A 15,822-nucleotide genomic window follows, 5' to 3' on the forward strand; every position below is an offset into this window, starting at 1 on the left:
TTGTTTGGCGGTTAGGTATTCCCGCAGAGAACGAGTAAATGACTATTGCCAAACGTCTATCTGACTTCCTTGAACAAAACAACATAGATTTCGACATTGTTTCCCACCCTTACGCCGAGGGTGCACTCGATACGGCCCATCATGCATGTATTGCAACGAAAACCATGACAAAGGCCGTTGTTCTGGAAGACAACAACGGTCTTTTAATGGCCGTTCTCCCCTCTAACAATAAACTGATGCTGAACTGGTTGAACAGCAACCTCAACCGTCATTTAAGACTGGTAGAAGAACACTCGTTGCATGAGCTGTTTTCCGACTGCCAGCCCGGCGCAATTCCAGCCATGGGACAAGCCTGGGGAATGGTGACCGCCTGCGACAGCGATCTTGATACCGTGACAGATATTTACCTGGAGGGAGGAAATCATCGGGAACTGGTGCATATGCACCGTGAGCAGTTTCAGAAACTAATGAAAGACCAGATTCACGACACCATAAGCTGCGATCCCAGTGATAGGGAAGCCTATCGCTGCTTCACCGCCAGCGAGTTTCTATAACGGACACCTTTACCATTCTTGCTGAAGATTGCCTGATAATTCTCTGGCTGCCCCCTGATGGGCAGTCTACCTTTCCCAAGACAGACAGCTGTCGTCTAGCCGCAAATTCACTAGCGCAGAAGACATCAGCCGCAGCTTTCAGTGTGCATTTCCCCATAATCACAGAAAAAGTACGTAACACCCTGTTATTCACAACATCCCACTAACAACATGGATTGCAAAAAATGAAAATATTGATGCAATCCTTACGGTTGTACAAAAAAGCTTACATGAGAGAATGACAAATGATCCCGTAGATTGCTGGAACCCATAACCATGTCGGTCGCCCCTGTCGTAAATGGCGGTAATATCCAACAAGGTGCTCCACGAGAGCCTCTCTTTGCTGCCAGAATTGCCCCTCTCATTATTATCCTTGCCCTCTCTGCTCTCGTTTGGCAAGTCCCCCCTCCTGTCGGGCTGGAAGCTCCCGCATTTAAAACTGCAATCTTCTTCATTGCCACGATTGCAGCCATTGTTTCCAAAGTTCTTCCTACCGGCGCTGTTGCCGTTGTCTCCATTGCTGCTTACACCCTTCTTCACCCTGGCGGTGAAGTCGGCGGAAAAAACACCATTAACGCCGCCATTGGCAACTTTGATAACGCTCTGATCTGGCTGATTGTTATCGCCTTCATGATTGCTCGGGCCTTTACCAAAACAGGTTTGGGTCGTCGTATAGCTCTGCTTCTATTGAGCAAATTCGGTCAATCCTCTCTCCGTGTTGCCTACTGCCTCGGTGTTGCCGATTACCTGATTGCGCCAGCCACCCCCAGCAACACCGCCCGTGCTGCTATTGTGTCCCCTATCGCTGATGCCCTTGCCAAAGTTATCAACAAGGATGACAAGAAACTGTCCCAGTTTCTGATCTCCAGTGTCAGCGCCATGAATGATGCCTCTGCTGTTGGTTTTCAGACAGGGTTTGCCGGCAACCTGGCACTGGTTGGCATTGCCAGCACTGTTGCAGGTGTCACGCTAACGTTCGCATCCTGGGCCACTTACCTGCTGGTTCCTTCTCTGGTGCTGCTGCTGATCATGCCTTTTGTTCTGTACAAGGTGATGTCTCCAGAAACCAAGGCAACCCCTGAAGCTCCTGCCTTCGCCCGTAAAGAGTTGAACAATATGGGCCCCGTCACAATGGGTGAATGGAAGCTGGTTGTCGTATTCATCGCTCTGATTGTTATGTGGGTAGGTGGCGAGACACTGGGCCTGCACTCTGCTGCATCAGCCTTTATTGGCCTGTCTATTCTGCTGCTGACCGGCGTTCTCAACTGGAACGATGTGAAAGCGGAAAAAGGCGCCTGGGATACCCTGATCTGGTTCTCCGTGCTGATGGGTCTTGCCAACCAGCTTAAGGCTCTGGGCTTCACCGGTTGGGTAGGCCACCAGATGTCTGACTTCCTGAGCCTGCATATGGCCGGTGCAACACCGCTGTTATTTCTGATTGCCATGATGTCTCTGTACCTGTTCACGGCTTACTTCTTTGCCTCCGGTACCGCCAAGGTAGTAGCTCTGGCTCCAGTGATAATTGGCTCACTCATGTCTCTGGGCGTAACTCCTCTGATCGCCGTACTGGCCGTTGCTGGTGTAACCAACGTTGGCTGCAACCTGAGTACTTACAGCCACGCCCGTAACCCGCTTCTGATGGGCTACGGCTACCACACCGATAGCGAGTGGATGAAGATTGGCCTTGTGATTTCCATTGTCGGCTATGCCATCTTCATGGTTGCTGGCCTGCTGTGGTGGCGCATAATTCTGCCCGCCTGATTTTTGCAAAACCTATCAGGTCACTTTTTAGGATTGTTGACCGTGCTGTGACGTACGCTCGCACTGCTGCGAAGTAAGGCAAATGTGCATGACAACGGATAATCCTTGTCGTGCCCCCTTTGCTCCCTATAATAGCCAGCCAAATGCGTGCTACTTCAAGGAGTTACAGATGTCTGAAGCTGTCAGGGCCGATAACGTTATCCCTCAAGCAGAAATGAACCGCCTGCTCTGGCACAGTCGCCGAGGCATGCTGGAACTGGATGCACTGCTACTGCCGTTTACCAGGAAAGTTTACCCAACACTGAGCGCAGAGGAGCGCGTTATTTACGGCGAGCTGCTGGACTGCCTGGACTCCAATTTGTTTTCATGGTTTATGGATAAGGAAGTACCTGAAGCACGCTTTGCAGGTATTATCGCCAAAATCCTGGAACGTGCCCGTCAGTTTCCACCTACCCACGACTGAAGGTGCAACTAAAACCTGAGAAAACGTTTTGGTGTCTCTGGAATGAACCGCTTTACCGTGTCATCTTTTTCACAAAGACCACAACAAACAGCGCAAGGCAGAAGTTGCCAATAAATGCTTCCAGAGATGCCAGGGTTCGTGACGGCCCCATCGGGGTTATGTCTCCATACCCCAGAGTTGTAAACGTCACCATACTGAAATAGAGGGAATCCAAAAGCGCATCGATATTTTTTTCAAAGGTAGCAGTAGGTTCAAAACGAATAATTTCCCCGTAAGATACCATCCCGGAAATGAAATAAAACAGCGAGCACAGCACCACCAACCCGGCTGAGAAGGAAAATACCCGCAGCGGTTTCTCGCCATAACCACACAGCATATCCACCAGCTTCGACATCCATCTCTGCCAGGAACCCAGTGGGTACTGGTACCGACGGAACACCATTTCCTTATAAAAGAAGTGGCCGGATTCATCGAACAGGCCGTGGTCTTCACAGCTCTTGCGCACGCTGCGGCACACCTCCTCCGCTTCACCGTAGAGAATATGCTTCTGTTCCGGCGTACGTTTCACATGCTTCTGAGCCAGCTGCCGTTCCTGATAGAGAGTTCGCCCCCACTCCACATGAGCCATACGGCTGTAGTCCAGCCGAATACCCAGCATATTGGTTTCCGTCATTTTGGCGAAATTGAGTGTAGCACCGGTTAAGTCAGCCTTGAGTAAACGCGCGCCCTGTAAGTTGACACGAAACAGATGGGCGTAACGCAGGTTGGCACGGTACAAATTTGTATTACTCATATCCGGCCCTGCGCAGCCTTCCTTAGCACCAAGGTCAATCCCCTCCAGGTCAGCCTTGGCGAGGTGGAAGCCTGCAAGGGATTTCCCTTCCTTCGCCATTTTCTGCAAACGGTCACGAATATCCGGCCCGGTTTTATCCGCCTCGGGGTCGTGCCAGAAACACATTGTGTGATCGGGCAGGCACAGCTCTTTGCAACCCTGATAAATACATGGCTGAAGCAATACCTTTTTCTGAGGAGACGCTTTTTTAGAAGATGGTTGATTTGAAGCCGCATCCATGGGCGAAGAATCCTGAGTCGGGGCGCGATTGAAGACAGGTAGTCTAAAAAATTATAGGAGTTATTTTCCTGTGCGCCCCAAGGTTCATCTTATCTCACTATAATGAGAGGCGTTCTCTGTGCCGACTCCTGTGATGACTTGCTTTCAGGAGAGCAACTCTATGACCATGTCACAAAACCTCAGTCGTTATCTCGCTCAAAAACAAGCCAGCTACGACACCGTCACCCATACCCGCAGTAGCAGCGCCGTACAAAGTGCTATTGCTTCCCATGTACCCAGCAAAACCGTTGCCAAAGCTGTTGTTCTTAAAGACCCTGTGGATAACTACCTGATGGCGGTTATCCCTGCCGACCGCCGCCTGCATTTGCGGGTATTGGAAGATATTGTTGATGCACCACTGAAACTCGCAGAAGAGGATGAACTTATCAACAAATTCCGAGACTGCAAAACCGGTGCGATTCCCGCTGTTGGCCCAGCATTTAATATGGATATGATCTGGGACGACCGCTTTCTCAGCACGACAGATGTATATCTTGAAGCCGGAGACCATGAAACACTGGTTCATGTCTCAGGAGAAACATTCCGGGACTTAACCAGCCACTCTCCCCATGACCAGATCAGCCGTCCAAGTAAAGGAGAAGAGATAGACACAGATTGGGATGCGTTTTAACTATAGGCTCCTTCCCCTCCTTTTCAGGATCAGGGGAAGGAGCAGGTAGCATTTAGCTTAACCAGGCAGCACCACAAACAAGAACGACCATGGTAAACAAAATCCATCCGAGGGTTTTCTGGGATGCTGACACCGCAAACTTCACACTGAAGTGTGCTCCTAATGAACACCCAAAGGCCAGAATCAACCCCGGCACCCAAAGCACCAGGTCGTTCCAGATAAAAATACCCAGCGCCACAAGCGTAAATGCTCCAGTACACAGAATTTTCAAAGCATTGGCGCGCACAAGGTCATAACGCAATCCACCAGCCAGCGCTGCCAGTAACATAAAACCAACCCCAGCCTGTACAAAGCCGCCGTAAACGCCAGCTAGAAACAACATCAACACAGACTGTGGATGGGAACTGACACTGCGAACATGATCACCACTGGGTCGCATGGTAGAGGGGCGAATCACCATCACCAGCGCCATAATCATCATGGAACCCAGCAGCACAGGCTTCAGCACCTCAGCAGGTAGCCATGCAGCCAATCCTGCTCCCACAGCAGCACCAATCAGAGTGGGTACAACAATACTCACCATCGAGCCCGTATCAAGCTTATTCTGGCGATGAAAACCTGTCAGGCCGGTAATGGATTGAAACATAACCCCTACCCGGTTCGTAGCATTGGCAATATCCGCAGGCATTCCCAAAAGCATCAACGCAGGGAGTGTGAGCATCGAGCCGCCACCGGCTACTGTATTGATAAACCCGGCAGCAACCCCTGCCAGCAAAAGGGCAATACTATTGACCAGTGTCAGCTCGTACATAGCCTCAAATATCCCTGTAAACTATTAACGTGCGGTCATGCGAATGGAGCCATCAAGGCGAACTGTTTCACCATTGAAGTAATCATTTTCTGCCATACAGACAACAAGATTGGCAAACTCTTCCGGACGACCGAGGCGCTTGGGATATTCCACGCTATTGCTCAGTGATTCAATGGCAGCTTCTGGCAAAGAGGCGGCCAGAGGTGTCATAAACAAACCGGGAGCAATAGTATTGATACGAATGCCATAACGGGCAAACTCACGGGCAATGGGCAAGGTCATCCCCACAATACCGGCTTTGGATGCTGCGTAAGCTGGCTGGCCAATCTGACCATCAAAGGCTGCAACAGAAGCCACATTAATAATCACTCCACGGCTTCCATCATCGTTTATCGGCTGATTATGTTGCATTTTGGCCGCAGCTAAACTCAGCACGTTGAAGGTGCCGAACAGGTTGATATCAACAATTTTTTTAAATTCATCCAAAGGCAGGGGGTTGCCTTCGCGATCAATCACTTTAGCGGGGGGGCCAATACCGGCACAGTTCACAATGATATGCAGTTCGCCAAATGCTTCCATAGCCTGATCAACCCCTGTTTGAACAGAAGCCTCATCGGTCACATTCACAACACTGTATCTGGCATTCCCTGAACCAAGCTCTTGCACAGTGGCCTGAGCCATCGACTCATTCAGATCAAAGATCACCACCTTCGCACCTTTTTCCACCAAGGCACGACACGCGGCCTGCCCAAGCCCTGATGCACCACCAGTGACGACGGCAACCTTATTCTGCAGATCCATACCAGACTCCTGACCATTCTTATTATATGGAAGCGGCTATTTTAGTGAGGATTACCTACGGTTACCATTAACCGAAACGACCATAATTTATAGCTCAGCCCTCCAAATCTCACAGGAGTTAGCAACTCCTCTAATTCTGCTAGTCTGAATGGGTAGCCACAACCTCAATTAATACCGGAGCCCTGCCCAGTGGCTGCGATACGATTAACGTCGAGGCAGCACTGAATGCGCTTTAAGATTTATTAAAACCAAGAAAAAACGCGGAGCAGTCATCAATGGCGGCTCCGCGTTTTTTTTATGTTTATAAACAATCAGGCTGTCAGAATTTTCAGGGTATTCGTTTCCCCAACAACCGCCATTCTGTCGCCCTTGGTGAGAAGAACCTGATCCCCCCTCGCCAGCAAACCTTTATCCATAAGCAATGCAATAATTCCTTTATTCACCTCTGTGCTGCTATTCATCACCGTTGGATCAAACAAAAACGCTTCTACACCTCGATAGAGCGCCATTTTACGCCGTGAACTTTCCGAGCGGGTGAGCGCATAAATGGGCAAAGCCGAATTTATCCGTGACATCCACAATGGCGTATTCCCCGATTCAGTCAGGCACACAATCGCCTTCACCTTTTCCACATGGTTAGCGGTATACATAGTAGCCATTGCAATGGCTTCATCAGTGCGGGTAAAACGCCAATCCATACGGTGGGATGAAATCTGGATGGCAGGCTGCTTCTCCGCCCCCAGACATATCCGCGCCATGGCATCCACAACCTCACTGGGGTGATCACCCGTGGCGGTTTCCGCTGAGAGCATGACCCCATCGGTGCCATCCAGTACGGCATTGGCGACATCAAACACTTCTGCCCGGGTAGGAAGACTGCTGGTAATCATGGATTCCATCATCTGTGTGGCGGTGATCACTGGCCGGTTATACAAGCGAGCCTGATGGATAATCTGCTTCTGCACACCTACCAGCTCGGCATCGCCTATTTCAACGCCTAAATCACCACGGGCCACCATAACGGCATCGGAGGCGCGAATGACATCGTCAAGATTTTCAGGTGTCCTGACCACTTCCGCGCGCTCAATTTTGGCAACCAGACCCGCATGGCCACCAGCCTCGGTGAGCAGCTGGCGGGCAACATCCATATCCGCACCGCAGCGGGGGAAAGAGACGGCCAGATAATCGATACCAATAGAGGCAGCGGTCTGGATATCGCTCCTGTCCTTGTCTGTGAGAGCTGGAGCGGAAAGACCACCACCCTGACGGTTAATACCTTTGTTGTTGGTCAGCCTACCACCGGTAAGCACCTGGCAGAAAATACGAGCACCATCAACGCCTTCCACCCTCAGGGTTATACGGCCATCATCCAGTAAAAGCACATCACCGGGATTACAGTCATCTGGAAGTGCGCTGTAATCCAAACCTACTGTTTGCTGATCGCCAGCGTTTTTATCCAGTTCGGCATCCAGAACAAACTCATCCCCTTCGTTCAGGTTCACACTATTATCACGGAAACGACTGATACGGATTTTCGGTCCTTGCAAATCCCCCAGAATGGCGACAGCCCTATCATGCTTCTCCGCCAGTTTGCGTACCTGTTCAGCTCGCCTTCGGTGATCTTCCGGCTCACCATGGGAAAAGTTCAAACGAACCAGATCAACTCCGGCCAGAATCAGCTTTTCCAGAGCATTTGTTTCGTCTGTTGCGGGTCCAAGGGTTGCCACAATTTTCGTGCGTCTCAGCGGTTCCATTCTGGTCTATCCGTTGTTAAAACTTCCCTTGACTATAACCGTGTTTGCCAACTTCACAACGAAACGCGTGCCTCTAATCACAGGATCGACATATACCTTGATTCAGCTCATTCTCTGCCTTTTCTTTGTACGCCCTCAATGAAACGGCGGGGCCTTAATAATCCGGGGAAAGCCTGTGACAATCGCCAACAAAGCCACAATCGCCAGCACCCAGACATAATGCACGGCACCGGCAATAAATAGCGGTGAGATACCGGCAATGGAACCCGCCAGCAGAATCTGTGCCCCCCAGGGAATCAGCCCCTGAATCACACAGGAGAAAATATCCAGCAAACTGGCAGAGCGGCGAGGGTCGATACCGGTCTCCTGACTCAAATCCCGCGCCAGCTCCCCAGATGCCAGAATGGCGACAGTATTGTTAGCCGTAAACACATTGCAGATGGAAACAATCACCGCAATGCCCAGCTCAGCAGAGCGAGCTGTCAGCTCCCCTTTTCGGGTAAACATTCGGCGAATCGCGCCGATCAGCCAGGCCTTGCCGCCATTTTCTGTCATCATCCGACTCAGCCCGCCAATAAACATGGAGAGCACCATAATTTCGATCATACTCTCAAAGCCCCGATATACTTCATCACCAGCGGTTGCCAGAGAATACTCTCCAAAAACCATTCCCATCAGTGTTGAGAACAGGATGCCACTCATCAAAACCACCAGCACATTCATGCCGCTGACAGCCAGCCCAAGTACCAGAATATAAGGCAACACCAACCAGGGATTGTCTGCCTCGTGGGTGACTGTCTCACCGCCTTGCCCCAAGTACAAAAGCAGGATCAGTGTTACCACTGCGGCAGGCAGAGCAATGCGAATATTGAACATCAGTTTATCCCGCATATTGCAGCCCTGGGTACGGGTGGCGGCAATAGTGGTGTCGGAAATCATAGAGAGGTTATCTCCAAACATGGCACCACCGACAACGGCCCCGACACACACGCCAAGGGACAAGTCTGTTGAGTCAGCAATGCCTACTGCAACAGGTGCTATTGCCGCTACTGTCCCCATAGACGTTCCCATGGCCGTGGCCACAAACGCCGACACCATAAATAAACCGGGAAGAAGAAAAGGCCCTGGCAGCATCTGTAAACCGAGGGCTACCGTGGCATCAACACCACCAATGGCACTGGTCACCTGACTGAACGCACCAGCCAGCAGGAATACCATACACATAGTGGCAATATTGATATCCGCTACACCTTTCAGAAACGGGTGAATACGATCTTCTATAGCACCACTGGCCAGAATGACAGCCACCACCATGGCAGGCAGAGCGGCAACAGGAGCCTTTATCTGATAGAACGCAAATTCAGTTCCCATAATGGAGTGGTAAACGCCCCCACCAAAAAAGATCACTACAAAGACGAACAAAGGAAGCATGGCCAGGCCGTTGGCCGGGGGAGTGTCATTCATATTATGTGAAAACCGTTTTTATAAAAGTATTTCGATCATCAAAGGCATACTATTGTAGGCGGCTCTTCAAAAAGCACCTGTTTGCCCATACCCCACTTAATACGATAGCGCAGCTGCGTAGGTACACTTCGCACAGCTACTTAGTTGATTACATCAACTAAAAACCATCTAATACCCTCAACAAAAATTGATAGATTCTATAACCCTGAAAGCCGACCGTGCATGAGCCGACAATCTGAACGCCTTTATCATCACATACTCGCTTTGGCATGGCGATTTAACAGCCTGTGCGATTCTGGCGCCTGTGGTGACTTTTCCCTGATCGACCTGATGGCCATGCGCACCATCCAGTGCGAGAACCAGTGCCCGGTACAAACTGTGGGCAAACGGCTGGGCATTACCAAAAGCGGAGCAACCCGTGTGGTAAAGCGCCTTGTGTCTCGGGGTGTAGTCGCCATTAATGAAAGCCCGGACGATGGCCGCATCAAATGCCTGAGCCTGACCGATGAAGGCCATGAATGCCTGAATCTGGTGAAAAAGAAGCAATCAGCTCACATTGCCAAATCCCTGAGTCACCTCGGGAACGCGCAATCCAGACAGATGGAAGATGGCATCCAGTCACTGCTGAAAGTACTACCCATCCCCAGCTCCGATTAGGAGTACAAAAATAGCCGCAGCTATTTGAACAAGGTTTCGCTCAATTTTCTGAGCCATTAGTTGACAGCATCAACCACTACACACTTACGGAAATTACCAATGTTCACAATGTCACCCATTCTGGAGGCACGGCTATGACGCTGTTATGGAAGATGCGCTTCATTCTCAAAGATTACTGGAAACAGTATCTGCTTGCCTTCATCTCTCTGCAAACTGTTGCCGCCCTCAATCAGATTCCCCCCTGGTTGATTGGCTGGGTTGTCGATCAGATCAGTCACGACAGCTTACAAGGTGTGGAACTGGCAAAAACCGTGGCTGCTATTTTTGCCATTGCCCTCACTATTTATGGCCTGCGTTATGTATGGCGTTCCCTGCTGTTCGGTGCGTCTGTGGATCTGGTTCGTGCTCAGCGGGATAAACTGTTCGCCCATTTCACCAAAATGTCCCCCGACTTCTATCAGCGTCACACCACTGGTGACCTGATGGCTCACGCCACCAACGATCTGAATGCTGTGGAAGAAAGCGCCGGTTCCGGCATCATGACGCTGGTGGATTCCTTTATCGCCGGCTTCACCGTGTTGTTCGCTATGGTGTTTGCGGTGAACGGCACCCTGACCCTGATGATTCTGATACCTTTTCCCATTTTGATCTGGGCCTCCAGCCGCTACGGAATTCTGATGCATGAGCGTTTTGGCGAGGCTCAGGCCACCTTTTCAGCTTTGAATGAGGAAGCGCGGGAAACAGTGTCCGGCATTCGAGCCGTACGCGCTCACCAGCTGAATGAACGACAGCTGAAGAATTTCTACGAACAGTCCCGCAAAACGGTAAGAGCCAACCGTCGTGTTGCTCAAGTCGATGCGCTGTTCATTCCCAGCGTACAGATATTTTTTGGTTTCGCCTTTGTCATTGCCCTTATAGGTGGAGCCTGGTTTATCGAGAACGGTGTGATGACCATCGGTATGCTCACCACCTTTACCTTGTACCTTGGACAGCTTCTCAGCCCGATGATGCAGTTTGGCTGGCAGTTCAGTGTATTCCAGCGTGGCAGCGCCTCCTGGAGCCGTCTGGAAAAACTGTTCAATCAAGAGCCTTCCGTTAAGGACGTTCCTGACGCCGTGTCTGTGCCTCAGAACAAAGACCTGAACGTGCACGTGGAAACCTTCGCCTATCCCGATGCCGAAGCTCTGGCTCTGAAAGACATTTACCTGAACGTACCAGAAGGTTCTTTCGTCGGTATCACTGGCCGCACCGGCAGCGGTAAAAGCAGCGTGTTCCGACTGATTCTCCGTGAGTTCAATCTGGAAGCGAATTCTCATATTTCCATGGGAGGCACGGCGCTGAATCAGATTCAGTTGAAATCCTTGCGTCAGCAACTGGCCTGGGTACCTCAGGAGCCCATGCTGTTCTCTGGCACTATCGCCAGTAATATTGCTTTCTCCAAGCCCTCAGCTACCCGGGATGAGATTGAGGCAGCAGCCAAACTGGCGGCTATTCATGACGAGGTCATGGCCTTTAAAGATGGTTACGAAACGGTGTTGGGTGAACAGGGCATTAACCTGTCCGGCGGCCAGAAACAGCGCGTGGCCTTTGCACGGGCACTGTTATCTGATGCCAGCATTCTACTGCTGGACGACGCCTTCAGTGCACTGGATATGAAAACCGAAGCCACCATCTTGAAAAACCTGACGGCTTATCACAACAAAAAAACCGTACTGCTGATTACCCAACGTCTGCCAGAGTTGATTCATGCCGACCACATTGTCGTTATGGATGAAGGGCGCATTACTGAACAGGGCAATCATCGTTATCTCACCGAGAACGAAGGCTGGTACGCAAAAATCTTCCAGCAGCAGGCCCGTACACTGCATATCGACAATCTGGAGGCCGCAGCGTAATGGCATCAAAAATGAGTAAGCTGAAGCAATTCTCCGGTCTCACCCACTTGCTGACTTACAGCAAACCCTATGCCAAAGGTTTTATCACGGCCTTTGTGTTGTTGATGGTGGCCACTGGTTTTGAGATGGCCTCTCCGTGGGTGATGAAAATCATTCTGGATGACTATATCGCGGCCGGCAGCACAGATATTCACGCACTGGCCATGATGGGCGCGGCCTTAACAATGACGTATGTGTGTTCGGCACTGTTCCAGTACATTCAAAGCATTATTTTCCAGAAAAACTCTCTGGAGGTAATACACGACATTCGTCAAAAAGTATTCCGTCACATGCTGACACTGCCTATGAAGTACTTCGATGGTGAACCCACGGGCCGGCTGGTATCCCGCCTCACTAACGATTCACAAGTGCTGCACCAGATGTTTGTGGGGGTCATTCCTGCGATTCTCCGTGGCGTGTTTAAACTGGTTGGTATCTTTATCGCTCTGGCACTGCTGGACTGGAACCTGATGCTGCTGATGCTGGTCATCATTCCCATCCTGCTGGGCAGTATGCGCATGTACCAGAAGTTGAGCCATCCGGTTGTCCATGGTATTCGCGCCCGGCTGGCAGATATCAATACCTCCCTGAACGAATCCCTGCTGGGTATGCGTATTATTCAGGCCACAAACTATGAAAATAAGCTGTGCTGCGATTTCGGTGCAAAGAATCAGGAGTGGAGTGAACTGCGCCGTAAGGAGATCAACGTCAACAGTCTGCTACTGATGCCTTTTGGTCATCTGGTACAAACCGCAGCACTGGCAGGCATTGTCGCATGGTTTGGTTGGAGGTCCGGTTTTACCATGGTGGAAGTGGGTACTATTTACGCCTTTATCAACTATCTGGCCCGCTTCTTTGACCCCTTCCGCCAGATTGCCATGCAATTGAGCAATCTGCAGCAATCCCTGGTGGCCTCAGAGCGTGTGTTTGAAGTGCTGGAAGAAAAGCCCGAAAAGCATGAACAGGTCAAGGTGGAAGATACCCCTGTACAGGCAGGGCAGCTGGAATTCCGTAACGTGACACTGTCTTACGATGGCAAGAACCGTGCACTGGATGACGTCAGCTTTTCTGTAAAGCCCGGTCAGTTCACCGCAATTGTAGGCCACAGTGGCAGCGGTAAGAGTTCCATCATCAACCTGATGATGCGCTTTTACAAACATCAGGAAGGCCAGATTCTTATTGATGATCGCCCGCTGGACAATATGGACGAAGACGCCCTGCGTCAGAGCCTGGGGCTGGTATTCCAGGAGCCATACATTTTCACCGGTTCCATTGCTGATAACATCAGCCTGGGCAACAGTTCTGTAAGCCGTGACGTGCTGAAAGCTGCTTCGAAGAAAGTTCATGCTGATCGCTTTATCCAGCGTCTGCCCGGCAATTACGACCACCAGCCCGGAACCGCTGGCCAGTCCCTCTCAACCGGTGAACGTCAGTTGTTGTCTTTTGCGCGAACTATTGCCCATAACCCACGCATTCTGCTGCTGGATGAAGCCACTGCAAATATTGATGGAGAAACTGAACAGTACATCAAAGATGCCCTGATCACCCTGCGGGAAGGTCGCACCACCATTGCTGTGGCACACCGACTCTCCACCATTCAGGATGCTGACCAGATTCTGGTAATGGACAAAGGTAAAATCACCCAACGCGGCACTCACGCAGAGCTGCTTGGAGAACAAGGCCACTACCGTGATCTGTATCTCTCCCAGCAGGCTGAAGAGGTTATGCAAGGCAATGAAAGTGTTATTGGTTCAGAGCCAGTAGCTGCCTGATAGCTCTGTGCACGCCCCTTTATATTACTATATGAGGGGGCTACTCAGAATTTCACCCACAAAAAAATTTCCTTCTATACTCCAGCCCTCGGTCAGAAGTTTGGTGCACACCGTGAGCTGCAATGTTGGCGACCTTTATTCTCACCCTCTGCCTCCTCAGCCAAAAGCAGCTGGTACAATATCTCTTTGGATTCTGTTTTCAGTCTTTTGGCTTCTAGCGACGAACGCCGCCTATGCCACACTGGAAGAAGGGACAGAGCTTGCTAATAAAGTCACCATACATACCCAGAGACTGTTGAGTCACCCAATGAGTCCCCAGTGGCTTGAGTTCGATGATTTTCAAACATTGCTGGACAGTAAGCCCGAGTTAAAAGAAAAACTTGGTCTGGAAACTGAAACAGGACATAAACACTGGCAAAGGCATAAAAGGATCATCAAGGCACTCAGGGACAACAGATCCTACATTCAAAACAACTACTCCGCCCTGAGCCTTAGTGAAAAGTCAGACTATCTGGAAAAACGTAAGCTCGCCCAGGATTTGGTATTTGATGACGACCTTCTCAAGACGGAGAGATATGCTGAATATGGACTCGTTAGCCTGGAGGATGGATGGCATCTTCGAAAAGACAGCGCTAAGGCGTTCTGGCAGTGGTTTATCCAGCATCTGGATAGTGAACCCCCTCTTTACCTGTCATTGTATAATCTATTAAGAGAAACACTATCACAGCCTCACGCTCTGGCACCTGCTATACGTTTTATCGTTTATGAAATCGAATCAAGAGTCCGCGAGGAGTGCATGCAGCAGGGGAGTCAGCTGGACTTAAGTTCACTAACTACATACCCCTTTCCTCATATGGTATTGAATCAATCTCTGCTTGGTTTGGGGTGGACATTCGAGTGGGCTGTTGCGCTGAACCAAGCCTTTGAGAGAACGAAAAACGACTTGCTTATGGCCAAGTTAAGGATGGTTTATCCTAATCCTCTCGAAGTTTATGACTTCCATTCTGCGCTGATTTTTCTTGAACAATGGGGTGTGCTTCCAGCTTCTTTTAGCAGCGATGTAAACCTTATGGATATAAACATTTTCAAAGGGGAGTATCAGAAGAACCATTTTATTCTATCTCAACTGCCAACTTTGGGACCTACTGTAGGCTTGGCATTACTCACCCTTCTATCAGACCCTTGCCGAAACGTGATAGTGAGCCGCCCTATGTCTGTTGGTAAGGTATTATCGGCTCTTAAAGACCCTTTGCAGACTCGGCTTGCCTATACTTTGGGCTATATAAAAGATGGATCCGGTTGGATGTGGAGAGGGGCGCGGGAGAGCATACCATTTAAATCCGGAGATGATATCCGCTATGCCTCATACAGTGCATCGAGAATACCTTCTGATGTAGATCTTGCCTATATCAGCCCACTCGCAGTGGATGCTTTTAAAACACAAATGATCGAACTATTCCAAAATCCGGGCCTATTTGGTGCATTATCTGGCGCAAAACCTGATCTACAGACAGTTATCCAAAAACTTACAACAACGGCTTTCGATTACTCATCTTTTGTGAGAACGACACAAGGGCATTGCCCTATTCCACAATGGTTGTCTGAAGAACACAGGTCTGTTAAGCAATTCTACTTCAATATGAAGAATCTTCCTCATTCTACCTGGGTATATATTATGCGTCTTACACAAGATAAAGAGGCTCTTAAATCCTACTTCGAAGTCTTTTCCCCTTTTAGTCATTGGCGCACTCTATCCTCAAGCCTGCAACCGGCCTCACCAGTTATAAGGAGCAGGTCTAAAGGTACTGACAGCTTTGTTCAACCACTCCCGACTATCTCGGAGCCTCTTCTCCCCACCCTTCCAGTTGCAGCTTCTCACCCCAAAACTCAATGAGTAAAGCTACCCAGTAGTATCAGCCCAACCAGCCTTACGGAAGTCCGCTGGAATTTTTGTCATGTTTTCTAACTCCGATGCTAGAAATCAACTGAATTATGCTGAACAAAGATACTCTTACTTTTTACTTGGAATCAGGGATAGGGCTTATCGATGCTCACTAATGACACCAATAC

The 15,822-nt window shown here is 50.0% G+C and carries 13 protein-coding genes; 8 read left to right on the top strand and 5 right to left on the bottom strand.

Annotated features, from left to right (window positions below):
* The first annotated feature begins 38 nt into the window (after nt 1–38).
* From E1189_RS11940 to E1189_RS11950, 3 genes are all read left to right on the top strand, one after another.
* Entirely contained in the window at nt 39–554 is a 516-nt protein-coding gene (locus tag E1189_RS11940; RefSeq protein ID WP_155160551.1) for an aminoacyl-tRNA deacylase, read from the top strand.
* A 315-nt stretch (nt 555–869) separates the two neighbouring features.
* Entirely contained in the window at nt 870–2,354 is a 1,485-nt protein-coding gene (locus tag E1189_RS11945; RefSeq protein ID WP_155160552.1) for a DASS family sodium-coupled anion symporter, read from the top strand.
* A gap of 169 nt (nt 2,355–2,523) precedes the next feature.
* Nucleotides 2,524–2,817, top strand: a complete 294-nt coding sequence (locus E1189_RS11950; protein ID WP_155160553.1) for an FAD assembly factor SdhE — start codon at nt 2,524–2,526, stop codon at nt 2,815–2,817.
* A 52-nt stretch (nt 2,818–2,869) separates the two neighbouring features.
* Here E1189_RS11950 and E1189_RS11955 read toward each other — a convergent pair whose 3' ends face one another.
* The gene (locus E1189_RS11955; protein WP_155160554.1) at nt 2,870–3,889 is read right to left on the bottom strand and encodes an ion channel; all 1,020 of its coding nucleotides are present in this window, start codon (nt 3,887–3,889) and stop codon (nt 2,870–2,872) included.
* A gap of 160 nt (nt 3,890–4,049) precedes the next feature.
* On the opposite strand from E1189_RS11955, the gene E1189_RS11960 reads away from it, so the two are divergent.
* Nucleotides 4,050–4,559: an aminoacyl-tRNA deacylase gene (locus E1189_RS11960; protein WP_196221397.1), complete on the top strand. Its 510-nt coding sequence runs from the start codon at nt 4,050–4,052 to the stop codon at nt 4,557–4,559.
* Between the two features lie 52 nt (nt 4,560–4,611).
* Here the strand turns inward: E1189_RS11960 and E1189_RS11965 are convergent, their stop codons facing one another.
* From E1189_RS11965 to E1189_RS11980, 4 genes are all read right to left on the bottom strand, one after another.
* Nucleotides 4,612–5,370 carry a sulfite exporter TauE/SafE family protein gene (locus E1189_RS11965; protein ID WP_155160556.1) on the bottom strand — a complete coding sequence of 253 codons (759 nt, stop codon included), beginning with the start codon at nt 5,368–5,370 and terminating at the stop codon, nt 4,612–4,614.
* Between the two features lie 24 nt (nt 5,371–5,394).
* The gene (locus tag E1189_RS11970; protein ID WP_155160557.1) at nt 5,395–6,171 is read right to left on the bottom strand and encodes an SDR family NAD(P)-dependent oxidoreductase; all 777 of its coding nucleotides are present in this window, start codon (nt 6,169–6,171) and stop codon (nt 5,395–5,397) included.
* Between the two features lie 311 nt (nt 6,172–6,482).
* Nucleotides 6,483–7,925, bottom strand: coding sequence for a pyruvate kinase (pyk, locus tag E1189_RS11975; RefSeq protein WP_155160558.1), 1,443 nt, complete (start codon nt 7,923–7,925; stop codon nt 6,483–6,485).
* A 135-nt stretch (nt 7,926–8,060) separates the two neighbouring features.
* On the bottom strand, nt 8,061–9,389 hold the full coding sequence (locus tag E1189_RS11980; protein WP_155160559.1) for a Na+/H+ antiporter NhaC family protein: 1,329 nt from the start codon (nt 9,387–9,389) through the stop codon (nt 8,061–8,063).
* Between the two features lie 222 nt (nt 9,390–9,611).
* Here E1189_RS11980 and E1189_RS11985 point away from each other — a divergent pair, with 222 nt between their 5' ends.
* The 4 genes from E1189_RS11985 to E1189_RS12000 all read left to right on the top strand — a co-directional run bounded on the left by E1189_RS11985 (nt 9,612) and on the right by E1189_RS12000 (nt 15,646).
* Nucleotides 9,612–10,046, top strand: coding sequence for a MarR family winged helix-turn-helix transcriptional regulator (locus E1189_RS11985; protein WP_155160560.1), 435 nt, complete (start codon nt 9,612–9,614; stop codon nt 10,044–10,046).
* A gap of 134 nt (nt 10,047–10,180) precedes the next feature.
* Complete coding sequence (locus tag E1189_RS11990) at nt 10,181–11,941, top strand: ABC transporter ATP-binding protein (protein ID WP_155160561.1); 1,761 nt, start codon at nt 10,181–10,183, stop codon at nt 11,939–11,941.
* An 11-nt stretch (nt 11,942–11,952) separates the two neighbouring features.
* Nucleotides 11,953–13,752: an ABC transporter ATP-binding protein gene (locus E1189_RS11995; protein ID WP_155160562.1), complete on the top strand. Its 1,800-nt coding sequence runs from the start codon at nt 11,953–11,955 to the stop codon at nt 13,750–13,752.
* A gap of 112 nt (nt 13,753–13,864) precedes the next feature.
* Nucleotides 13,865–15,646 (top strand): hypothetical protein, encoded by a 1,782-nt coding sequence (locus E1189_RS12000; RefSeq protein WP_155160563.1) that lies wholly within the window; start codon nt 13,865–13,867, stop codon nt 15,644–15,646.
* Nucleotides 15,647–15,822: the final 176 nt, after the last annotated feature.

This window comes from Parendozoicomonas verongulae (assembly GCF_009711465.1).
Lineage (GTDB): Bacteria > Pseudomonadota > Gammaproteobacteria > Pseudomonadales > Endozoicomonadaceae > Sansalvadorimonas > Sansalvadorimonas verongulae.

Coding starts and splice junctions, on each gene's coding strand:
- E1189_RS11940 (WP_155160551.1), top strand. CDS start 39: ATGACTATTGCCAAACGTCTATCTGACTTCCTTGAACAAAACAACATA.
- E1189_RS11945 (WP_155160552.1), top strand. CDS start 870: ATGTCGGTCGCCCCTGTCGTAAATGGCGGTAATATCCAACAAGGTGCT.
- E1189_RS11950 (WP_155160553.1), top strand. CDS start 2,524: ATGTCTGAAGCTGTCAGGGCCGATAACGTTATCCCTCAAGCAGAAATG.
- E1189_RS11955 (WP_155160554.1), bottom strand. CDS start 3,889: ATGGATGCGGCTTCAAATCAACCATCTTCTAAAAAAGCGTCTCCTCAG.
- E1189_RS11960 (WP_196221397.1), top strand. CDS start 4,050: ATGACCATGTCACAAAACCTCAGTCGTTATCTCGCTCAAAAACAAGCC.
- E1189_RS11965 (WP_155160556.1), bottom strand. CDS start 5,370: ATGTACGAGCTGACACTGGTCAATAGTATTGCCCTTTTGCTGGCAGGG.
- E1189_RS11970 (WP_155160557.1), bottom strand. CDS start 6,171: ATGGATCTGCAGAATAAGGTTGCCGTCGTCACTGGTGGTGCATCAGGG.
- pyk (WP_155160558.1), bottom strand. CDS start 7,925: ATGGAACCGCTGAGACGCACGAAAATTGTGGCAACCCTTGGACCCGCA.
- E1189_RS11980 (WP_155160559.1), bottom strand. CDS start 9,389: ATGAATGACACTCCCCCGGCCAACGGCCTGGCCATGCTTCCTTTGTTC.
- E1189_RS11985 (WP_155160560.1), top strand. CDS start 9,612: ATGAGCCGACAATCTGAACGCCTTTATCATCACATACTCGCTTTGGCA.
- E1189_RS11990 (WP_155160561.1), top strand. CDS start 10,181: ATGACGCTGTTATGGAAGATGCGCTTCATTCTCAAAGATTACTGGAAA.
- E1189_RS11995 (WP_155160562.1), top strand. CDS start 11,953: ATGAGTAAGCTGAAGCAATTCTCCGGTCTCACCCACTTGCTGACTTAC.